A 20,762-nucleotide genomic window follows, 5' to 3' on the forward strand; every position below is an offset into this window, starting at 1 on the left:
ATCCCTTGGTGATGCCCGACGCGAGAATCAGGGAGAACCGTGGATCAAAACCCAGGTCAAGACACCAATCCGCCTGAATACAACACCAAACAGGCACGCAAGGCCGGAATCACGGCGTTTGTCGGAACGACCATCGAATGGTTCGACTTCTACATCTACGGAACCGCATCCGCCTTGGTGCTCGGCCCGCTGTTCTTCCCGGATGCGTCGCCGGCGGTGGGGACACTCGCAGCCTTCGCGACTTTTGCCGTGGGATTCGTGGCTCGTCCGGTCGGCGGAGTGGTGTTCGGTCATTTCGGAGACAAGTTCGGTCGCAAGAACGCCGTGATCATCACCCTCGCGCTCATGGGGTTGGGAACCGTCGGTGTCGGCCTCCTCCCTACGTACTCCCAGATCGGGATCTGGGCACCGATACTGCTTGTGGCACTGCGTGTTCTCCAGGGCATTGCCATGGGCGGCGAATGGGGTGGCGCCGTATTGATCGCCACAGAGTTCGCTCCCCCGAAGAGAAAGGTGCTCTACGGTGCGTTTGCGCAGCAGGGTTCACCGGTCGGCAACCTGCTCGCGACGCTGGCCTTCCTCGGCCTGACGTTGATGTCGGATTCCGTGTTCGAGTCGTGGGGTTGGCGTCTGCCGTTCCTCGGATCCGCAGCTTTGGTGATCGTCGCTCTCTACATCCGACTGCACATCTCCGAGACACCCGAGATGAAGAAGGCTGTTGCGGCACAGGAACGTACACGGATGCCGCTGGTCGAAGTGTTGCGTTCGCATCCCGTCGAACTTGCTCTCGGCGTCGGCGCTGTGGTTGCCGGTGTTGCCATCACGTACGTCAAGACAACCTTTGCGCTCTCCTGGGCGACAACGGATCTCGGCTTCGAGCGCAGTGACTTCCTCCTCGTGATCACCGTGGCACTGGTAGCCCAGGCGCTCGTACAGCCTTTCGGCGCTGTGCTGGCCACGCGGATCGATCCGTCGAAAGCGGTCCGTTGGATGCTGCTTCCGGAGATCGTGCTCCTACCACTGATGTTCGTGCTGGTTCAGACGGGCTCCGTGCCCTTGGCGATTCTGGGGATGGTCCTCGCGACGGCGCCTCACGCAATGTATTACGCCGCGTTGGCCGGCATCCTGGCGCAGGTTTTCCCCACCAATGTTCGGTATACCGGCATCTCTCTGTCGTACCAATTGTCGACCGCCGTATTTGCCGGAACGGCCCCGATGGTCAGCCAGTATCTGCTGACGCGAACCAACTCGATCTGGCCGGTCGTAGCTCTAGGGCTCGTGTATGTCGTTCTCTCCCTTGTCTGTATGACGGCTTTGTTGCGCAGGAGTGCGCTGCACGCGCAAGGGCCGGATTCGACGAGCTCCTCGAACATGACCGATGCTTCCACCCTGAAAGGCGTTGACCACTGATGAACTTTGCACACACCGACCCCGCTCTGGCAGCGGTAGTGGACAGATGGACCGCCGGGGCGGACCGAGAGACGTTGAACGGATTGCTCGACCGACTGGGCCGAGATGCCGCCGGCCGTTTGTCCGAGCTTGCCGACATTGCAGACAAGAACCCGCCGGTGCTGCAGCAATTCGACAAGGCCGGTGACCGCGTCGACCGGATTTCCTATCACCCGGCCTACCTGGAACTGTGCCGGGCGGCGTACAACGAGTACGGCCTGTCCGCCATGTCGCACCGAAAAGGGTTGCACGGATGGGACTCCGTGCATCCGCCACTCGCGAAGTACCTCGCGTCGTACATCTTCGTGCAGGCCGAGTTCGGGCTGGCCTGCCCGGTGTCGATGACAGATGCTGCTGCGCGGACCCTGCGTATGTTCGGTGATCCGGCCGTGTTCTCGCCCTGGATCGACGCGTTGACGTCGACGGACCCCGATCAGGCGAAGACGGGTGCGATGTTCATGACCGAGATTCAGGCAGGCACCGACATCGCCTGCACCGAAACACGCGCCGAGCGCGACGGTGACGGATGGGTTCTGACGGGCAAGAAGTGGTTCGCCTCCAACCCGGATGCCGATGTGATCATCACCCTCGCAAGATTCCCGGGCGGACAGGATGGTTCGACGCGTGGAGTCGGAATGTTCATGGTGCCCAAGACCTTGCGATCCGGCGAGCGCAACAACCTCACGATCGATCGTCTCAAGGACAAGCTGGGTACGCGTTCCATGCCGAGCGGCGAGGTGACGCTGAACCGCGCGCACGCACTCCAGGTCGGTGAACTCGATCGAGGGTTCCGCCAGATGGCGGAGATGGTCAACACGTCTCGCCTCTCCAATGCGATGCGTTCGAGCGCTCTCATGCGCCGAGCAGTCCGTGAAGCCGTCGAACATTCGAAGAGCCGAGTCGTGTTCGGTAAGAGGCTCTTCGACCAGCCGCTGATGCGGGCGACACTTCTTCCCCTTGCACTCGATGCCGAGGCTTCGCTGGCCCTGGTCGCGTACAGCGCACAGTGTCTTCAGGCTGCAGACGGAGGGGACGAACAGGCGCGCGCGCTGATCAGGGTACTGACGCCGATCGCCAAACACTTTGTCTGCAAACGCGCGCGGGTGGTCACCGGCGAGGCCATGGAGGTCCGCGGAGGAAACGGGTACATCGAGGAATGGGTCAACGCGCGGCTCGTCCGGGACGCTCACCTCGGATCGATCTGGGAAGGGTCGAGCAATGTCATTGCGCTGGACGTACTTCGGTGCCTACGCAAGTTCAACTCGCACCGCACCGTCGCGGGAGCGATGACGGACATCCTGTCCACCGTCGGACCGGATTGCGAAGCCGGTGCCGGAGTTCTGTTGCGGCGCTGGGAGGAACTGGTAGAGGAAGGAGATCGTCTGATCTCCGGATCTGACGATGCCGCCCAGGCCGCCAGCGCAAAGTATGCCGACGAGTTGGCTCGTGCCGTCATGGCGACCCTGCTTTTCGATCTTGCGGATCACGGCATCCGACACGGTAATGGGTACCGGTCACTGCTGGTGGCTAATTCCTACCTGGCCGGTCTTGCCGGGAAGGTGCCGTCGGCTGCACTCGGCAATCTCGACGTGATCACCGACGGCGGTGAGGTCGAGCTGGATGATGCACGTGACGTCATAGCCGAGTTCCTCTCCGTAGCAGGAGGTCATCGGTGAATTCTCCAACAGGACCCACACCCTTGGCCGGTGTCCGCGTGCTCGATCTGTCGAAGATCCTTGCCGGGCCGTACGCAACCATGTCGCTTGCCGATCTCGGAGCCGACGTCACCAAGATCGAACACCCTGAAGGCGGCGACCCCACGCGTTCGTGGGGGCCTCCCTTCGTCGGGGTAGATGCCGCCTACTACCTCGCGATCAACCGCGGTAAGAAGTCGGTCACGATCGACCTCAAGTCCACCGAAGGACAGGAGATCATCCACCGCATGCTCGAAGAGACCGATGTAGTCGTGGAGAACTTCAAGCCGGGCAGCGGATTACAGAAGATCTTCGACTACCAGGCACTGTCCGAGCGATATCCGCATCTGATCACCCTGCACATCTCTGCCTTCGGTGAGGAAGGACCGCTGCGCGACGAACCGGGGTACGACATGATCGCGCAGGCCGCGGGTGGGCTCATGTCGCTCACCGGTGAACAGGGTGGTGCTCCGATGAAATCGGGGTTTGCGTTGGGAGACTTGGGCGCAGCGCTGTTCGGACTGGTCGGTGTCCTGGCCGCGTTGGTCGAACGAGGCCGGACCGGACGCGGACAGTACGTGACCACGTCGCTGTACGAGTGCCAACTCGCGATGCACGTGAACTGGGCGACCAGTTACTTCGCCACCGGTGAGCGCCCGACTGCGTTGGGCTCCGGTCATCCGAATCTTGCTCCGTATCAAGCATTTCCTGCCAGCGACGGGTACTTCGTCGTCGCTGTCGGCAACGACGCGATGTGGGCGTCGCTGTGCGAGGCCATCGGAAGGAGTGAACTGGTCACCGATCCGCGTTTTGCCCACAACCGCGACAGGGTGGAGAACCGCGAGAGTCTGGAACGAGAACTCACCAGCGCCTTCGCATCGGAGACCGTCGAACACTGGTGCGCTCTTCTCGCCGAACGCGCCGTACCGGTCTCACCGATCCGGCATCTCGACGAGATCTACTCCGATCCCCACACTGCCGCGCTCGGCATGGTCGGAACCGTCGACCATCCGACGCTCGGACCGTTGAAGCAAGTGGCCTTCCCGGTCAACTTCTCCGGCCAGAGGCCACGTCTGACGTCGGCGCCGCCCGTTCTCGGCGCCGACAACGACGAAGTCCTTGGTACCGCTCAGGCCAGCCCGCTCAACGCAGGCGGTGTGTTGTCGTCGCGCCAACCGATGGCCTCGGCAAGCGTCGTGAGGTCGTAGTCCGGTCCGCTGACGCCGACGGTGAAGAGCGAGACACCGTCGGCGACCAGGTCGGCTGCATTTTCGAGCCCAGGCCACGGAACCGAGTGCTCTACTTCCAGCGGGTTCCGGCCCACGTCGGCGCAGTGGTCGGAGAGGATGTCTGACTTGCGCAGGTGTGTCTCACGGTCGCCGAAGCTGTGCCAGACGTCGGCGTACTCGGCGACCAAGCGCAGGGTCTTCTTCTCGCCGCCACCGCCGATGAGGACCGGGATGTTGCGCGTCGGCGGCGGGTTGCCCTTCGCCAGGCGGCCCGTGATGCGGGGGAGGTATTCGCCAAGCAGTTTCAGCCGTGAACCGGGAGTGCCGAAGTCGTATCCGAACTGGTCGTAGTCCTTCTCGAACCAGCCGGCACCGATACCGAGGATCAGGCGCCCACCGCTGATGTGGTCGACGGTTCGCGCCATGTCGGCCAGCAGATCCGGATTGCGGTAGCCACCACCGGTGACCAGGGCGCCGATCTCGACGCGTTCGGTCTGCTCGGCCCAGGCGCCGAGCATGGTCCAGCATTCGAAGTGTGCGCCGTCGGGATCGCCGGTCAACGGGTAGAAGTGGTCCCAGTTGAAGACGATGTCCACCCCGGCGTCCTCGGACCGCAAGACGGCGTCGCGTATCAACCCGTAATCGGGTGCGTGCTGGGGTTGGAGTTGAACACCGATGCGTACCGGACGAGTCATGCCACGCTCCTGACGAGAGGAATGGTTGTCTTCTCCCATCATGGCCGGGTGTGCGCGGTACCGCTACCGCCGCCGTCGGTGACGGGTTTGCCCGATCTTGTGCCCACCCCTTTTCGAGCGAACGGTACTTTCGGCGCCTTAGATCGACTGAACGTGCCGTTCGCTCAAACAGGGGGCAGTCAAGGGGGGGCAGACAAAAGGGGGGGCAGGCAACAGGGGGCGGGTAACAATAGGGGTGGTCTGCCCACAGCAGACAAGCGGGGCCGCGGCACTGCCGCGCCGGTAGGAATGGATTCATGACTACTGAAGCGCCCACCGATACCGGCTACCGTGACCTGTTGACAGACAGGCTCTTCCGACAGCGAACCATTCTGCTCACCGGCGAGGTCAACGACGCCATGGCCGAACGTGTGTGTTCGGAACTGGTGCTTCTCGCCACCACCGACCCCAAGCGCGACGTCGTGCTCTACATCAATTCACCTGGCGGATCGGTGTTTGCCGGTCTGGCCATCTACGACACTATGAAGCTCATCCCCAACGACGTCGTGACGGTCGCGATGGGCTTCGCCGCCAGCATGGGCCAGGTGCTTCTCTGCTCCGGCACCCACGGCAAGCGAATCAGCCTGGCGCACAGCCGCATCATGATGCACCAACCTTCGGCAGGTATCGGTGGCACTGCGGTGGACATTGCGATCCAGGCCGAGAGCCTCGAGCTGATGAAGCGTCAATCGCAGGAAATCCTCGCCGCCGAAACGGGCCGGACCGTCGAAGAGATCGAGACCGACAGCGATCGGGATCGCTGGTTCACCGCCGAGCAGGCGCGCGAGTACGGAATCGTCGACCGCGTCGTGACGTCCTTCGCCGAGATAGCACCGCAAGCTACCTTCCCCAAGATCGGATTGTGACGTCATGTCCCAGTACACGATTCCCAGTGTCATCGAGCGAACACCAACGGGTGAGCGATCTTTCGACATCTTCAGCAGGCTGCTCAACGAGCGCATCGTCTTTCTCGGCACAGAGATCGACGACGGCGTCGCCAACGTCGTGATGGCTCAGATGCTGCATCTGCAAGCCGACAACCCGGATCGCGAAATCGGTTTGTACATAAACTCTCCCGGCGGTTCCACCACGGCGATGCTCGCGATCTACGACACCATGCAGTTCTTGAAACCGACGATTTCCACGTACTGCATGGGTCAAGCGGCTTCGGCTGCTGCAGTGCTTCTGGCCGCCGGCACTCCAGGCCATCGGCATGTTCTTGCCCATTCGCGGGTGCTGCTGCACCAACCGTCGACGCAAGGTAGTGGCACCATCTCGGACCTCGCGCTTCAAGCAGCCGAGATCCTGAGAATCCGGGAGCAGACCGAGGCGATTCTGAGTAAGCACACCGGTCAGAGCGTCGAGCGGCTCCGTAAGGACACCGATCGCGACAGGATCTTCACCGCCGACGACGCAATTTCCTACGGGCTGGCCGACACCCTCATCGAAGGGAACTGACTAGGCCGCCATCAAGACGGGACCCGAGATCGGTGCGGGAGAGTGCCCGAAGGTGAGGGAGTTGAGCGCAACGATCCGGTTGCCCGCTCGGAACAGCAGGTGCTCGAGCGGCATCCCGAGCGCTTCGCAGATTGCGCGCAGAATTTCCGACGACGGTTCCTTCTTGCCCCGTTCGATCTCGGAGAGGTATTGCTTCGACATCCCGACCTTTGCGGCTACGTCGTCGAGAGTTCGGTCCTGATCGCGTCGAACCTCCCGCAGCACTCGTCCGTAGGCTTCACGAATCAGTGGGGGTTTGCGCACGGCAACAGCCGGATCGGGGAGTTCCGACTCACCCTTGACCAGGACCAGTCTGCGCGGCGCATCCATAGGCCGAGTATTCCAGCCGACCGGTACGGACACCACCGGGTTCGCCGAGGGCTGACATCTAGTCCGTTCGAACACCACCGGCAAGAAACATCGCTCGAAGAACGAAGGCCGCCTCGGGTCCGATGATCTCGCCGACAAGGCTCGTGTAGCGGTCGACGAACTCGGGACCGTGGGAAGCCTCGTCGGAGGCGGGGTCGCCGAGGTGGTGCGCAAGTTCGTGCAAGACAACGAGTTCGCGTAGCGCCCACCGGCCGTCACGGTCGTCCGGGACGGCGATGACGTCGTTCGAGTAGTGAGCGGCGGCATTGCCGCCGCGGGAGCGTACGGACACCGGAATGGTTGCGCGAGTCCAGGTCTCCCGTACCCAATTCAGCCCGAGTAGCTGATCGCAGTACGCCTGGACCGACTCCACGGAACCGAATTTGCGCTCGACCGGCAAGGTGATGGTGGAACCCATGACTTCGACGCTCCGAAGTCCACGCTGGTCGGCGCGATCGAACATGGTGCGCACCAACGTCTCTGCCTCGTAGACGGCGCTCCGCTGCGTATCCCTCACGAGTCCAGCTGCCCGCGCACCCCGCCGATCTCCGGAAGGTTCCCCAGACGTGCGGAGCGCGCAGCCCGATCACCCGCTCGTCGAGCATGCGAGGAATGCCCGGCGCTTGCGCGGCCGCCGCCCCGCCACGTCCCACGCGCTTTGGAGTTGGACGAGTAGTAGTCCTTCAGCTCGATTTCCTTGTTACGCAGCACGAGTGCGGTTTCGGAAGACGACGTGGCAGATTCTGCGATCGCGGTCCTCTCCGTCTCCTGCTTCGTCTCGGCCAACCGAGCGCCGATGCGGGACGCGTACGCCATCTGGAAGTTCAAGCGCGCCGTCACTCCGGCCACCGGCTTGCGGACCTGCGTGCTGACGCGTCGTCGTCCACGAGTTTCGACGACGGTCCGCACGGACGTTTCGCCGCGGTACGCCCCGGAACGCACGTACGCATCGGAGTCACGCACCATCTGGAAGAGCAGGCTCGAATACAGGGCCTCGCACACGTCGATGTCGCCGGCGAAGCCGTAGGCATAAATTACGGCCGACGTCTGCGCGATGTCGCATTGCACGTCGTTGGCAGCGGCGATCGCGATGAACAACTGGGCGTACGTTCGCAGTCCGCGCTTGCCCGGTTCGCCGATGGTGATGAGCCGTTGAGTGGGCGTCGCACGCTTTTCCGAAGACGCGGTATGCGCACGCGCGACCGCCAGGTCGATCGCGGAACTGGTGGCCAACCGCTGAGCGGCAGCCATGAAGGCTTCACCTTCGTGTGGATTGTCGGTGGACTCCGCTTGGCGAAGCAGCGCACCGATGCGGGTCAGCATCTTCTCCGAACTCACCGTGAAAGACTACGCTCGGGCGCCGACACGGACGTTTATGCTGCTAGCGCACACGCTCACCCTCGACTTGGATCGTCCGGCACGTTCCTGCCGGTAGAAGGGATCAACCCCGTCATGGCTTCAGTGACTTTCGAGAGCACCACCTGCCTGTTCCCCGGATCGAACACCCCGGCAGTGGACAAGCTCGACCTCGAGATCGAGGACGGCGAGTTCCTCGTCCTCGTCGGACCATCCGGCTGCGGAAAGTCGACCACCCTGCGCATGCTCGCCGGGCTCGAAGACGTCCACAGCGGGCGCATCCTCATCGGCGACCGCGACGTCACCGGTCAGGAACCGAAAGAGCGCGACATCGCGATGGTCTTCCAGAACTACGCGCTGTACCCGCACATGTCGGTGGCCGAGAACATGGGTTTTGCGCTCAAGCTCGCCGGAACCAACAAGACGGAGATCCGCGCCCGCGTCGAAGAGGTCGCGAAGATGCTCGATCTCGAGCCGTACCTCGACCGCAAGCCCAAGGCGCTGTCCGGTGGCCAGCGTCAGCGAGTGGCGATGGGCCGCGCCATCGTCCGCCAGCCGCAGGTTTTCCTCATGGACGAGCCCCTCTCGAACCTCGACGCGAAACTCCGTGTTCAGACGCGCACGCAGATCGCTCAGCTGCAACGACGCCTCGCGACGACGATGGTCTACGTGACCCACGACCAGGTCGAGGCCATGACGATGGGTGACCGCGTCGCCGTCCTCGAAAAGGGAATCCTGCAGCAGTGCGCCTCGCCGCGTGAGCTCTACAACAAGCCGAAGAACGTCTTCGTTGCCGGCTTCATGGGTTCACCCGCGATGAACCTGTTCACCCTCCCCGTCGTCGACGGCGGCGTCGCATTCGGTGACGGGATCGTTCCCGTTCCGCGCGAGACGATGAACGGTGTCGTCGAAACCGAGGTTGTTCTGGGTATTCGCCCCGAGCACCTCGAGATCGCCGCCGAAGGCCTGCCGATGGAGGTCGACGTCGTCGAGGAACTCGGTTCCGACGCCTACGTCTACGGACGCACCACGATCGGCGGACGGTTGCAGCAGATCGTTTCGCGTGGTGACTGGCGCAACCCGCCGCAGAAGGGCGAGCGAGTCAACCTGCGCGTCGACCCTGAGAAGGTGCACATTTTTGCCACCACCGACGGGCGTCGCCTGGGTTAGGCGGACCTGTCAAACGACACATGACCGATTCAGGTTCGGCGTAATACCCACAAGTAGGGGTGTCTCGTGCCACAGTAGGGGCCGATGCCGGGAGCCGGCACCCATGGCGCATGCCGTGAGCCGGCTCTCGGTGACCGTCTATTTGTCATACACATACGGGGAGCGAATCCATGGTTCTGAACTCGAAGGCGATGCGCCGCGCTGCAATTGCAGCCACGGCAGCGTCCATGCTGGTACTGGCAGGCTGCTCGTCCGATTCGGACAAGGACAGCGGAACCAGCACCACGGCCGCATCCGGGGGATCGTCCTCGAGCGAAGGCCGCGGACCCATCACGATCGTCGAGGGGCAGGATGCCCTGAACGAGGCGCTCGAAAACATCATCTCCGACTGGAATGCCGAGCATCCGGACGAGAAGGTCACGCTCAAGCCGCTGGCGAAGGAAGCCAACGCGCAGGTCGACGACATCACCCAGCGCATGCAGGCCAAGAGCGACGAGTACGACCTCATCGGCGTCGACGTCGTCAACACCGCCCAGTTCGCCGCAAACGGTTGGCTGCTGCCGCTCGAGGGTGACCTCGCGATCGACGAGTCCGGCCTCCTGCCGTCGACCGTCGCTTCGGGCACCTACAACGGCAAGCTCTACGCAGCGCCGAAGAACACCAACGCAGCGTTCCTGTACTACCGCAAGGACCTCGTCGAGAAGGCCCCCACCACGTGGGCCGAGCTCAAGGAAAACTGCCCGAAGGCTGTCGAAGCCGGCATCTCCTGCTACATCGGTCAGTTCAAGAACTACGAGGGCCTGACGGTCAACACCACCGAGATCACCAACGCCTTCGACGGACCGTGGGTCGGCCCGGACGGACTCACCCCGGCCATCGACGACAAGACGAAGGCAGGCGTTCAGTCGATCGTCGACAACTTCGCCGACAACACGATCCCGCAGGAAGCGCTGACCTACTCCGAGGGCGAGTCGCAGACCGCGTTCGGCGACGGCAAGGCACTCTTCATGCGCACGTGGTCCGGCTTCTCGGTCGACGGTGAGAAGACCTCGGTTGCCGGCAAGTACGGCTACACCGTTCTTCCGGGTGTCGACGGACCGGGCGCTTCGACCGTCGGCGGCTACAACGTCGGCATCAGCGCGTACTCGGACGCACCCGCCACGGCTCGTGACTTCCTCGAGTTCATGCAGACCAAGAAGTCGCAGACGTACTTCACCGAGGTCGGCGGCGCACCCGTCCTCTCGGCTGTCTACGACGATCCGGCAGTGCTCGCTCAGTTCCCGTACTTCGCGACCCTGAAGGAAGCACTCGCCACCGCTCAGCCGCGCCCCGTCACGCCGTACTACACGCAGGTGTCGAAGTCGATCTCCGACAACACCTACGCTGCTATTCGCGGCGAGAAGACCGTCGAGCAGGCTTTGGCGGACACCAAGGCCGGCATCGAAACCGCCGGTAACTGATCTACCAGGAGCAATAAGCAATGGCAGAACCGCAGGATCCTTCCGCGGCTGTGCCTACCAACCCCACGGTCGGGGCCGGTTCAACCGGTCCCGACCGTTCGGGCGTTGGTGGGAGACACCGTGCACCGGAACCGCTAGAAGAGCCGTCGGCATCCGAGGCAGCAGGGACATCCCTGACCAAGGTTCTGCCTGACCTTGCAGCTACTCCACCCCCGCCGACCTCGCCCCCGCCTGCGTCGGCCGACAAGCCGAAGAAGCGTCGACGAGTTCCGGTGTGGGCGTTCGTCGCACCGTCGCTGATCGTTCTCGCCGTCATCATTCTGTATCCGCTCGGACGAGCGATCTGGATGTCGATGCACAGCGACGGCAAGAAGCTCGATCCCGAGACCGGCATGTTCGTCACCGGTCAGTTCACGTGGTTCGACAACTACAAGAACTGGATCACCCAGTCCTGCAACACCGCCAACGGCTCGATTCCGTGCCCGCCCGGCACACTCGGATCGCAGTTCTGGCAGTCGATCGGAAATACGTTCGGCTTCACCGTCGTCACCGTCCTGCTCGAGACGGTGATCGGTCTGTCGATGGCGTTGATCATGGCCAAGACGTTCCGCGGACGCGGTTTGCTCCGCGCTTCCGTGCTGATTCCCTGGGCCATCCCCACCGCCGTCACCGCGAAGCTCTGGTTCTTCATCTTCGCCAACGACGGCATTGCCAACAAGATCCTCGGCACCAACATCCTGTGGACGGCGGACCCCTGGCCGGCGCGATTCGCGATCGTCGTCGCCGACGTCTGGAAGACCGCGCCGTTCATGGCGTTGCTGATCCTCGCGGGTCTTCAGATGATTCCCGCCGACGTCTACGAGGCCGCCAAGGTCGACGGTGCGACGGCGTGGCAGCGGTTCCGCATGATCACGCTTCCGCTGGTCAAGCCCGCACTCATGGTGGCGGTGCTCTTCCGCACGATGGACGCTCTGCGGATGTACGACCTGCCCGCGATCATGATGGGATCCAACCCGGCCACCTCGACCATCTCGGTTCTGGTGGTCGATCAGATGCGCGTCGGCGCCAATTCGGCGTCGGCACTGTCCACCATCACGTTCCTCATCATCTTCGCTGTGGCCTTCATCCTGGTCCGATTCCTCGGAGCCAATGCGGTCAGCACGCAGGAAAAGCAGCGGAAGGGGGAGCCGGTATGAACAAGGCACTACGCGGCAAGATCGGCACCTACATCGGCGTCGTACTGATCATCGTGTGGGGACTCGCTCCCTGCTACTGGATGATCGTGACGGCGCTGCGCGACCCCGCGGACACGTTCTCGACGTCGCTGTGGCCCACCAATCTCACGCTGTCCAACTTCACCGCGGCGCTCGATCCCGACGCGAAGGTGAACTTCACCCGTGCACTGATGAACAGCCTCATCATCGCGGGCGCGACCACGCTGATCGCCTTGGTCATCGGCGTGTTCACGGCGTACGCGCTCTCGCGTTTCGATTTCCGTGGCAAATACTTCGTCACCGGAATCATCCTCGGCGCGTCCATGTTTCCGGTCGTCGCCCTCGTGACCCCGCTGTTCCAGTTGTTCACCGACATCGGCTGGATCGGCAGCTACAAAGCGCTGATCATCCCGAACATCTCGTTCGTGCTGCCGCTGACGGTCTATACGCTGACGTCGTTCTTCTCCGAGCTTCCGTGGGAGCTCGAGGAGGCGGCGCGTATTGACGGCGCCACCCGTGGCCAGGCCTTCCGTCTGATCATGCTTCCGCTCGCCGCGCCGGCACTGTTCACCACCGCGATCCTCGCCTTCATCGCAACGGTCAACGAGTACCTGCTCTCGCTCCAACTCTCGAGTGACAAGACCGCACCCGTCACCGTGGCGATGGCCAAGTTCTCCGGAACGGACCCATTCGTCACGCCGTACACCTCGATCATGGCCGGCGGAACCCTCGTGATGGTCCCGCTGGTCATCATGGTTCTCATCTTCCAGCGACGCATCATCGCCGGTCTGACCGCAGGCGGCGTCAAGTCGTGATGCGCGCTTGCGCACGGTTTCGATGAGGCGGGCTTCGCGCGCCCAGCGTATGGAGCTGATTGCCGGCTTCATCTCGGTCTTCGCCCTCATGGCGTTGATCGGCGCTGTGGTCGCGATCGTCAAGGGAGACCCCGGCGTGATGCCGTCTTTGGTGCTGCTCGGTTGCGTCGTCGCTCTCGGGCTCGCGTTCCGCGGATATCGGAACGCGGTCCGAGCAGAACGTCGCGAGTAGCCAGCCCGGTAGGGTGACATTTCGGTATCGCAGTTGCCGGGAGTTATCTGATCGAGATATCACCCTGGTGGAATGGTGCCGGTAAGTCCGGATCCACGACCGGGAGTGTTGAGTGAGTCCATCGAACAGATCGAGTGCGACGGGTGGCGATCAGTCGTCGGCTCGATCGGGCAAGTCGGCTAATTCGCCCCGGTCGAACAAGTCGACCAAGCCCGCGAAAAAGCAGCGCTCGAAGTGGCGGTACGTCCGGCGGACCATCTACGTGCTCGTGCTCCTGATGGTCATCGTGCCCGCGTCGGTTTTTGCTGTCGCGTACAGCCGGACCGACGTCCCGCGCCCCTCTGACATGCAGACCAATCAGGTGTCCACCATCTACATGGCCGACGGCACGACCGTGCTCGGCAAGGTAGTGCCGCCGGAGGGAAACCGGACCGAGGTCGCGTTGTCGGCCATCCCGATTCACGTCCGCGATTCGGTGCTCTCGGCGGAGGATCGCAACTTCTACACCAACCCCGGGTTCTCGATCTCCGGATTTGCTCGCGCTGCCCGCGACAACGTGATGGGCAAGGAAAGCGCCGGCGGTGGCTCGACGATCACTCAGCAATACGTGAAGAACGTCTTGGTCGGTGACAAGCGCAGTATCGACAGGAAGCTGCGTGAGCTCGTCATCTCCGCCAAGATGGCGCGCGAATGGTCCAAGGACGACATTCTTGCCGCGTATCTCAACACCATCTACTTCGGTCGCGGTGCGTACGGCATCGCCGCCGCGTCGAACGCGTACTTCGACAAGCCGGTCAGTGAGCTGAGCGTCGAGGAAGGCGCAGTTCTCGCGTCCGTCATCCAGAGCCCGTCGTTCCTGGACCCCGAGACCAATCTGTCCGCGCTGCAAGCGCGCTGGGACTACGTTCTCAACGGCATGGTGGAACTGGGCAGCCTGACCAAGACGGATCGCGACGCGATGCAGTTCCCGGTCGTCGCCCCCGCCAATCGGCCGACCGATCTGAACCAGGCGCCAGGACCCGAAGGCCACATCAAGACCCAGGTACTCAAGGAACTGGCCGAGGCCGGTATCAGCGATCAGACGCTGAACACCGCTGGTCTGCAGATCACGACGACCATCGACCCGGTTGCGCAGGAAGCTGCGCTGAACGCCGTCAGGCGGAATCTCGAGGGCGAGCCGGAAGACCTGCGGACCGCAGTAGTGTCCATCGACCCCAAGACCGGTGGCGTCGACGCCTATTACGGCGGTGACGACGGAGCCGGCTTCGACTACGCCCAGGCGCCGCTGCAGACCGGTTCAGCGTTCAAGGTCTTCGGTCTGGTCGCAGCATTGATGGAAGACATTCCGCTGTCCGCACGGTTCGACAGTTCACCGCTCACGATCAACGGCGTGACCATCGGAAACGTCGGCGGCGAATCCTGTGGTCGATGCACCATCGCCGAGGCACTCAAGCGTTCGCTGAACACCAGCTTCTACCGGTTGATGCTCTCGATGGAGAGCGGTCCCCAGAAGATCGCCGACGCCGCCCACCTGGCCGGCATCCCCGAGCACATTCCCGGACTCGACTACCCGACGCTCACACAGGAGGGTGGTCCGCCGGAGAACGGAATCGTGCTCGGCCAGTATCAGTCTCGCGTTATCGACATGGCGTCCGCTTACGCGACGCTCGCCAATTCCGGTGTGTACCAGCAGCCGCACTTCATCCAGAAGGTCGTGACGGCCGAAGGTGAAGTCCTGCTCGATCGCCCGGTCTCTCCCGGTGAGCGTCGTCTCGATGCTGCCGTTGCCGACAACGTCACGCAGGCAATGCTCCCGATCGCGTCGTACTCGAACGGTCACGCGCTTGCCGGTGGACGCCCGTCTGCAGCCAAGACCGGTACCGCGCAGTTGGGTGACACGGGCCAGAACAAGGATGCGTGGATGGTCGGTTACACGCCGTCGCTGTCCACCGCGGTGTGGATCGGAACTTCCGACGCTCAGGCCATCACCAACTCCTACGGTGGTTTGATCTACGGCTCCGGAGTGCCTGCGGACATCTGGAAGAGCACGATGGACGGCGCGCTGAAGGGATCCGACTGGGAGAGCTTCCCGTGGCCGGACCCCATCGGCGGGCAGGCCGGCGTTCCCGCGAACTCCGGCGTGACCTCGGGGGACGGGACGGGCACGCCCACGACGGGCGCGGTCGCTCCCCCGGCGCCCATCGAGGTGCCCGGCCTACCGCCGATCGAAGTACCGCCGCTCCCCCAGTTGCCGCGTCAGATCGAGATCCTGCCGGGCATCGTCATCCCACTACCAGGCTGACAAACAGCGCCCGATTTCCGGTTCTCAGGCCTGGTCGTCGAAGAGACCGAGTTGGGTGGGCGCTGCATCCTTGGCGGGCAGTACGACGACGCGCAGTCCGCGCCTGAGGTTGCGGATCGCGTGCGTCCACGCGCGCTTCTCGCCCGCACACAGGTCGGTGTCGTCGTCCTTGCGGCGGATGGACTCGGTCAACGCCTCGTGCCAGGCAGTCTCCTGCTCCTGGCTGATCCGCAGGTAGTCGAGAATGGTGTCGCGGTCGTGCTCACAGATCACGGCAACCTCTTCGGCGCTGAGCTCGCCCGTTCCGTCTGCGTCGAGTTCGAGGAGCGCCATGAGAGCCGGCGGAAATTCGTGGCACTCGTGTGACTCGTATTCGGCACCGGGATCTTCGTGCTCGGAGGCCATGCCGTCGTTGAAGGCGGTGTCTCCGGTTGCGCGGATGGGTTGCCCGCCCAGTTCTTCGGCGAGTTCGTCGGATGCTTCGGCCAGTTCGGCGAACGAGCGCAGAGCCCGCAGCAGGTGCTCGGCGACGAAGGGTGCGCCGTCCACGCGGACCACGCCCAGCACACTCTGCTCGACGAGAATGAGCTTGATGGTCGGCCATTGCCGATTGAGCTGAGCAAGAATTACAGCAGCGTTCTCGAGGTTCTCCACCGAATGCACGACCCGCGAGAACACCTCTACGTACTCGTCGTCCTCGAGGACACGAACATAGGTGACCTGCTCACCGCGGACCAGCGGGATGTCGCCGTCGTCGTCACGCTTGGGCGGATGACCGAGAAGGCGCTCGACGGCCCCGTCGACCAGGATCCGCAGCATGTCGCCCGAACCCGAGGGAGCGTGAGACGGCGTCGTGGCGAACGCCGGCGTCGACTCGCGCCCACTGGTGCTGGCACGCAGGAACGACGGGTGCGCAATGCTCCACATTTCACGGAAGACGCGCAACACCTTTGTCACCAGTTCCTCGGGACGAGCGCGGTCGACGTCGATGTAGAAGGACATGGACCCATTGCCCTCGGGTTCGTGCTCGCACAGATCGGGAGCGTTGAACCCCATGTCGAGCAGCGCTGAATGGTCTTCCGGTTCGAGCATCCGCAGTGGATGCAGAAACCTGTTGGAAGGAACTTCACAGCGCACGGAGGTCTGGTTCCATGCGAAGAACTGGATGCACGCGGGCGCGTCGGCCAGTTCGTCCATGCTGTCGTAATGCGACTCCACCACGAGGGTGTCGTCGTCCTCCATCACGGAGATGTAGCGAGCGAGATGAGTCTCGAAAGTAGTCCAGGCACTCAGGATTTCCAGATCGAAAGTATTGTCCGACATCGTCGCTCCTCTGGTCCGGGGGCGCATGGGGCCCTACCGACGACTCGCCGAAACCCCTGCTTTTCAAACCCCGCCTACGACGTTAGTCGTGGGGTCCGACAGTGACAGTGTTCGTAGGATCCGGGTGACCGTGTTTCAGTCAGGGGATTATCTTCCGAGCCTGCAGATTGGCGAAGATGTCGAGGAACATCGCTTCGGTGTCGACGTGGCGGTGAAATCCGAACCGACGAGCTTTCGATCCGTCAGCGAAAAAGTCGTAGTCCCATCCGAATACGAAGTCACCGAACCCCCAGGACGAGACATCGGAATACGGGGTCCGAGCAAGGTGGTGTTCCTCGACGAGTTCATCCCACACCGACTCCTTGTCCGCCATTGCGACATCGAGGGACATCGGGAGCGGAGGTGCGACGTCCATGTCGAAGAAGGCTGCGATCTTCGGCCACATCTCCTGCCAGCGGAACAGGTCGCCGTTGTTGATGTTGAACGCCTGATTTGCGCACTCGGGGTTGGTCGCGGCCCAGACCGTCGCTTCGGCCAGGAGTCCGGCGTCGGTCATCTCGATCAAGCTGGTGTACGCGCCGGGTTTGCCGGGGAATCGGAGTGGGACACCCAGTTTCTTCGAGATGGTCGCGTAGACGGCGATGACCATCGCGAGGTTCATCGGGTTACCCAGTGCGAATCCGGAGACGACCGAGGGTCTGATCGCCGACCATGTCCACGACTTGCCGAGCTGCCTGCGTTCGAGGAACTGCTGTTGGTCGACGTTGAACTCGGGTGGCATGTGCGGTGGATCGCTCTCGCGGGCCGGAGTTTTGAACGGTCCGAGGTGTGCCCCGTAAACCTTGTAGCCCTGCATCAGGCTGACGTGCTCGAGTCCGCCCGCAACGGGCTCGATGGCGTCGAGAGTGTTGACCAGCATCGCCAAGTTGGGCGGAACCAGCTCGGCCCATGTCGGGCGGTCTTGATAGGCGGCGTAGAAGACGTGAGTGACGTCGCCCAGTCCGCTCAGTGCCGCTGCAGTCCGGTAAGGATCGAGCAGGTCGACTGCGATGTGTTCGACCCGGTCGGTGTCCGTACCGCCTCGCCGCGAGAGTCCGATGATCTTCCATTCTCCGGTCGACTCGAGGTGATCGATCAAGTTCCCACCGATCACGCCTCGGGCTCCGACCACGAGTGCCACTTTGTCGTGCTGCACCATTTCAGCCTCCCATTGGTATATCGCGATGTTGCGATATAGGGAGTGAACCACACATATCGGCATTTCGCGATCTAGCGGTATGCTCACGAACATGGAAGACGCAACAACCGAGTGGGAAACGGCGTTCAAGGCGCTGGCCAACCCGATGCGTGTGCAAATCCTGCAGTGGTTGAAAGACCCCGGGAGCTTTCCCCCTCAGCTCGAGCCTGCCGAGGAGGTCGGAGTGTGCCTCAAGCACATTCAAGCGAGGGCGAAGGTGTCGCAATCGACGGCGTCTCAGTACATGGCCGCACTCCAGGCCGCGGATCTGGTGACCACCACACGAATCGGTCAGTGGCGGCATTACAAACGAAACGAGCAACAGATCGAGAAGCTTGCTGCATTCATCAGGCAGGGTTTGTAGGTACCAGCACCTGACCGATCCCTCCGGGGCCGCCAACGTTGTGGCAAAACCTCACATCGCCGGCGCCGTCGGTATGTGCATTGTGGTCGTTTCTCGGGTTGCTCGTTGTCCTTACGCTCGGCAGAGGGTACTGGCAAGGAGAGGCGTGCGATGAGTCGTGAGAGCTGGGTGGGCCGTGATGCCCGATCCATCGCCGAGGCCGTGCGGTCGGGTCAGGTGTCGGCGCGGACCGTCGTCGAAGAACATCTCGCACGGGTCGACGAATGCAATGTCGAACTCAACGCACTGGTCACCGTGTGCGCCGAGGAGGCTCGCACGGCCGCGGATGCCCTGGACGAGCGACGCCTTCTCGGTGAGACACTCGGCCCCCTTGCCGGGGTTCCGTTCACGGTCAAGGACCTGATCGCCACTGCCGGCGTGCGCACCACTGCCGGTTCTCGCACTCTGGCGGACAACGTCCCGGCCGTCGACGCCCCGGCCGTCGCGGCATTCAAGGCTGCCGGTGCGATTCTGATCGGCAAGACCAACACCCCGGAATTCGGCGCGTGCGGCCTGACTCGAAACGAACTGTTCGGAACCACGGCCAGTCCGGTGCGACCGGACGGCGTCGTCCGGTCCCCCGGCGGGTCGAGTGGCGGCGAGTCCGCGTCGGTTGCTGCCGGAATGAGCGTGCTCGGACTCGGTACGGATTTTGGTGGCTCGGTGCGTTGGCCCGCCCACTGCACCGGCCTCACTTCGGTTCGCCCGACGCTCGGACGTGTCGATCCGGAAGGTCAGTATCCAGGCGTGCTTTCGGATGGACGGGTACTCGCCAACCCTGCGACGATGCACGGCACGATCCAGACCATCGGCCCACTGGCCCGCAACCTCGGTGATGCGGCGCTTGCGTTGCGCGTCCTGTCGAAGCCGCATTTCTCGTGGACCGAGCCTGATTCGGTCGACGTCGACGACCTCGACATCCGCTGGGCCACCGGCGAGGGAACGATTCCCGTCGACGAAGAAATCCGGTCAGCGGTTCGGACGGTGGCGATCAGCCTGGACGCGAGCGAGTACGACGGTCTGGCTCTGCCGCGGGCCAACGCGCTTTTCGGCGCGTTGCGATCGGTCGAGACCCACGCGGACATCCACTCTCTCGCCGCAGGTTCAGCGCACTCTTTCGACGCGGACATCACCGCCATGCTTGCGGCAGGCCGTGATCGCAGTTCCGCCGAGGTGGAAGCGCTGTGGGCGGATCGTGCGATGTTGATCGCCGACTTCCTCGACGAGATGGGCGACGTCCTGATTCTGCCGGTTGCGTCGGTGCTCGCTCCGCCGCTCGGTGTGGAGAGCTTCGAGGTGGGCGGTCGCAAACTCACGTGGATGGACGCGCTCGCGAGTTGCCGGGCGATCAGTGTGCTCGGCCTTCCGTCGGTCGTGGTTCCGGTAGGACTCTCCCGCAACGGTTTACCGGTCGGAGTGCAAGTGGTGGCCCGGCCGTTCCACGAGTATGTTGCGCTGTCCGTGGCGGCGCGAATCACGTCGAATGCGCAAGCTCTAGTCTGACTTCCATCTTTCGGTTTCGGCTGCGAAACGTGTTGCGTACGAGTCGGCAAGGTCGTGAAGCGTGGTGACGCAGTCGCCGTAGTACGTCGGTGCATGCATGGTAGCCAGAATCCGCGGCTCGAGGTCGGCCAGGGCGCGGATCGTGGGTTCGAGATCCGGGGTGAGGCATGTGGCGTGGCCCAAGTCCTCGGCTTCCAAAGCGGGACCGACGATTTCGTGCTCGGTGGTCGCGGGGTGGTGCCCGAACGCAGTGAAGAGATCTCCGCAGAACAGCGTCGACGTCGTCTCCTCGAACATCAGACCCGCGTCCCAACCGTGTGGGACGTGTGGGGTGTCGATGTGCCGGACTCGGCGGCTGCCGGTTTCGAGTACGTCGCCGTCCTGCAAGGGAAGTGGCGCCCGATCGGCCAGATCGTTGACCTGGACGAAGCACCCCATCGCACCGTGTGCAACTTGCGCTTCGGGGGCCGCCGCAAGCCAGGAGTTCATGGACCCGCATTCGTCGGCCTCGACGTGACCGAACGTGATCCATTTCAGACGGTCGATGTCGATCAGCGTGGAGAGTGCGTCGGAAGCCGAGGTGAACAACGCTCGCTGCCCGGTGTGGAAGAGCAAGGGTTCCTCGCCGTCGACGAGAAACTGGTTCATCGTGAGGTTCGCTTCGTCCACGAAGGTCGACAGTCGGTAGATGTCCGGCGCGATTTCGGTGATCGTGGTGGTCATCGCTGTGCTCCGATCAGGGCTGTTGTACACGTCAATCTGTCTTCTTCAGCCT

20 protein-coding genes are annotated in these 20,762 nt (G+C 63.1%); 13 read left to right on the plus strand and 7 right to left on the minus strand.

Going from position 1 to position 20,762, the window contains the following annotated elements; genetic code table 11:
* Positions 1–39 precede the first annotated feature (39 nt).
* Genes ABH939_RS30085 through ABH939_RS30095 form a run of 3 tightly spaced genes read left to right on the plus strand, consistent with a single transcriptional unit; the run spans position 40 to position 4,351 of the window.
* The gene (locus tag ABH939_RS30085) at positions 40–1,410 is read left to right on the plus strand and encodes an MFS transporter (protein WP_218696009.1); all 1,371 of its coding nucleotides are present in this window, start codon (positions 40–42) and stop codon (positions 1,408–1,410) included.
* The gene (locus ABH939_RS30090) at positions 1,410–3,125 is read left to right on the plus strand and encodes an acyl-CoA dehydrogenase family protein (RefSeq protein ID WP_260646937.1); all 1,716 of its coding nucleotides are present in this window, start codon (positions 1,410–1,412) and stop codon (positions 3,123–3,125) included. The genes ABH939_RS30085 and ABH939_RS30090 overlap by 1 nt, the downstream gene beginning before the upstream one ends.
* The gene (locus tag ABH939_RS30095) at positions 3,122–4,351 is read left to right on the plus strand and encodes a CaiB/BaiF CoA-transferase family protein (protein ID WP_065351658.1); all 1,230 of its coding nucleotides are present in this window, start codon (positions 3,122–3,124) and stop codon (positions 4,349–4,351) included. Before ABH939_RS30090 ends, ABH939_RS30095 begins: the two co-directional genes overlap by 4 nt.
* Here ABH939_RS30095 and ABH939_RS30100 read toward each other — a convergent pair.
* Positions 4,273–5,067, minus strand: coding sequence for an LLM class F420-dependent oxidoreductase (locus ABH939_RS30100; RefSeq protein ID WP_030537640.1), 795 nt, complete (start codon positions 5,065–5,067; stop codon positions 4,273–4,275). The genes ABH939_RS30095 and ABH939_RS30100 overlap by 79 nt on opposite strands.
* A 296-nt stretch (positions 5,068–5,363) precedes the next feature.
* Between ABH939_RS30100 and ABH939_RS30105 the strand changes: the two genes are divergently transcribed.
* Together ABH939_RS30105 and ABH939_RS30110 are read left to right on the plus strand one after the other, a co-directional pair.
* Positions 5,364–5,972: a ClpP family protease gene (locus ABH939_RS30105; protein ID WP_007735229.1), complete on the plus strand. Its 609-nt coding sequence runs from the start codon at positions 5,364–5,366 to the stop codon at positions 5,970–5,972.
* A gap of 4 nt (positions 5,973–5,976) precedes the next feature.
* The gene (locus tag ABH939_RS30110) at positions 5,977–6,564 is read left to right on the plus strand and encodes an ATP-dependent Clp protease proteolytic subunit (protein WP_003945993.1); all 588 of its coding nucleotides are present in this window, start codon (positions 5,977–5,979) and stop codon (positions 6,562–6,564) included.
* On the opposite strand, the gene ABH939_RS30115 is transcribed toward ABH939_RS30110, so the two are convergent.
* Genes ABH939_RS30115 through ABH939_RS30125 form a run of 3 tightly spaced genes read right to left on the minus strand, consistent with a single transcriptional unit; the run spans position 6,565 to position 8,310 of the window.
* The gene (locus ABH939_RS30115; RefSeq protein ID WP_003946041.1) at positions 6,565–6,933 is read right to left on the minus strand and encodes a helix-turn-helix domain-containing protein; all 369 of its coding nucleotides are present in this window, start codon (positions 6,931–6,933) and stop codon (positions 6,565–6,567) included. It lies immediately after the preceding gene.
* 58 nt (positions 6,934–6,991) lie between these two features.
* Complete coding sequence (locus tag ABH939_RS30120) at positions 6,992–7,489, minus strand: TIGR04338 family metallohydrolase (RefSeq protein ID WP_218680510.1); 498 nt, start codon at positions 7,487–7,489, stop codon at positions 6,992–6,994.
* A complete protein-coding gene (locus ABH939_RS30125) occupies positions 7,486–8,310 on the minus strand; it encodes a DUF2786 domain-containing protein (protein ID WP_218680509.1) in 825 nt (274 codons plus the stop codon). The genes ABH939_RS30120 and ABH939_RS30125 overlap by 4 nt, the downstream gene beginning before the upstream one ends.
* A gap of 114 nt (positions 8,311–8,424) precedes the next feature.
* On the opposite strand from ABH939_RS30125, the gene ABH939_RS30130 reads away from it, so the two are divergent.
* The 6 genes from ABH939_RS30130 to ABH939_RS30155 all read left to right on the plus strand — a co-directional run bounded on the left by ABH939_RS30130 (position 8,425) and on the right by ABH939_RS30155 (position 15,521).
* Positions 8,425–9,498 carry an ABC transporter ATP-binding protein gene (locus tag ABH939_RS30130; RefSeq protein ID WP_003946073.1) on the plus strand — a complete coding sequence of 358 codons (1,074 nt, stop codon included), beginning with the start codon at positions 8,425–8,427 and terminating at the stop codon, positions 9,496–9,498.
* A 170-nt stretch (positions 9,499–9,668) separates the two neighbouring features.
* Positions 9,669–10,958 carry an ABC transporter substrate-binding protein gene (locus ABH939_RS30135; protein ID WP_007735225.1) on the plus strand — a complete coding sequence of 430 codons (1,290 nt, stop codon included), beginning with the start codon at positions 9,669–9,671 and terminating at the stop codon, positions 10,956–10,958.
* Between the two features lie 20 nt (positions 10,959–10,978).
* The gene (locus tag ABH939_RS30140) at positions 10,979–12,154 is read left to right on the plus strand and encodes a carbohydrate ABC transporter permease (RefSeq protein ID WP_007735224.1); all 1,176 of its coding nucleotides are present in this window, start codon (positions 10,979–10,981) and stop codon (positions 12,152–12,154) included.
* Entirely contained in the window at positions 12,151–12,987 is an 837-nt protein-coding gene (locus ABH939_RS30145; protein WP_003946046.1) for a carbohydrate ABC transporter permease, read from the plus strand. The genes ABH939_RS30140 and ABH939_RS30145 overlap by 4 nt, the downstream gene beginning before the upstream one ends.
* Before the next feature lie 22 nt (positions 12,988–13,009).
* Positions 13,010–13,219 carry a hypothetical protein gene (locus tag ABH939_RS30150; RefSeq protein WP_019746112.1) on the plus strand — a complete coding sequence of 70 codons (210 nt, stop codon included), beginning with the start codon at positions 13,010–13,012 and terminating at the stop codon, positions 13,217–13,219.
* A 112-nt stretch (positions 13,220–13,331) separates the two neighbouring features.
* Positions 13,332–15,521: a transglycosylase domain-containing protein gene (locus ABH939_RS30155; RefSeq protein ID WP_404650610.1), complete on the plus strand. Its 2,190-nt coding sequence runs from the start codon at positions 13,332–13,334 to the stop codon at positions 15,519–15,521.
* A gap of 24 nt (positions 15,522–15,545) precedes the next feature.
* Here ABH939_RS30155 and ABH939_RS30160 read toward each other — a convergent pair whose 3' ends face one another.
* Both ABH939_RS30160 and ABH939_RS30165 read right to left on the minus strand, forming a co-directional pair.
* Positions 15,546–16,844: a T3SS (YopN, CesT) and YbjN peptide-binding chaperone 1 gene (locus ABH939_RS30160; protein WP_003946055.1), complete on the minus strand. Its 1,299-nt coding sequence runs from the start codon at positions 16,842–16,844 to the stop codon at positions 15,546–15,548.
* A gap of 139 nt (positions 16,845–16,983) precedes the next feature.
* Positions 16,984–18,042, minus strand: coding sequence for an SDR family oxidoreductase (locus ABH939_RS30165; RefSeq protein WP_007735220.1), 1,059 nt, complete (start codon positions 18,040–18,042; stop codon positions 16,984–16,986).
* Positions 18,043–18,133: 91 nt separating this feature from the next.
* Here ABH939_RS30165 and ABH939_RS30170 point away from each other — a divergent pair, with 91 nt between their 5' ends.
* On the plus strand, positions 18,134–18,445 hold the full coding sequence (locus tag ABH939_RS30170; RefSeq protein WP_007735219.1) for a helix-turn-helix transcriptional regulator: 312 nt from the start codon (positions 18,134–18,136) through the stop codon (positions 18,443–18,445).
* Positions 18,446–18,595: 150 nt separating this feature from the next.
* On the plus strand, positions 18,596–19,987 hold the full coding sequence (locus ABH939_RS30175; RefSeq protein ID WP_404650611.1) for an amidase: 1,392 nt from the start codon (positions 18,596–18,598) through the stop codon (positions 19,985–19,987).
* On the opposite strand, the gene ABH939_RS30180 is transcribed toward ABH939_RS30175, so the two are convergent.
* Positions 19,979–20,710 (minus strand): MBL fold metallo-hydrolase, encoded by a 732-nt coding sequence (locus ABH939_RS30180; RefSeq protein WP_003946042.1) that lies wholly within the window; start codon positions 20,708–20,710, stop codon positions 19,979–19,981. The two genes, ABH939_RS30175 and ABH939_RS30180, sit on opposite strands and share 9 nt — an antisense overlap.
* Positions 20,711–20,762 lie beyond the last annotated feature (52 nt).

This window comes from Rhodococcus sp. 27YEA6 (assembly GCF_044908235.1).
Taxonomy (GTDB): domain Bacteria; phylum Actinomycetota; class Actinomycetes; order Mycobacteriales; family Mycobacteriaceae; genus Rhodococcus_F; species Rhodococcus_F qingshengii.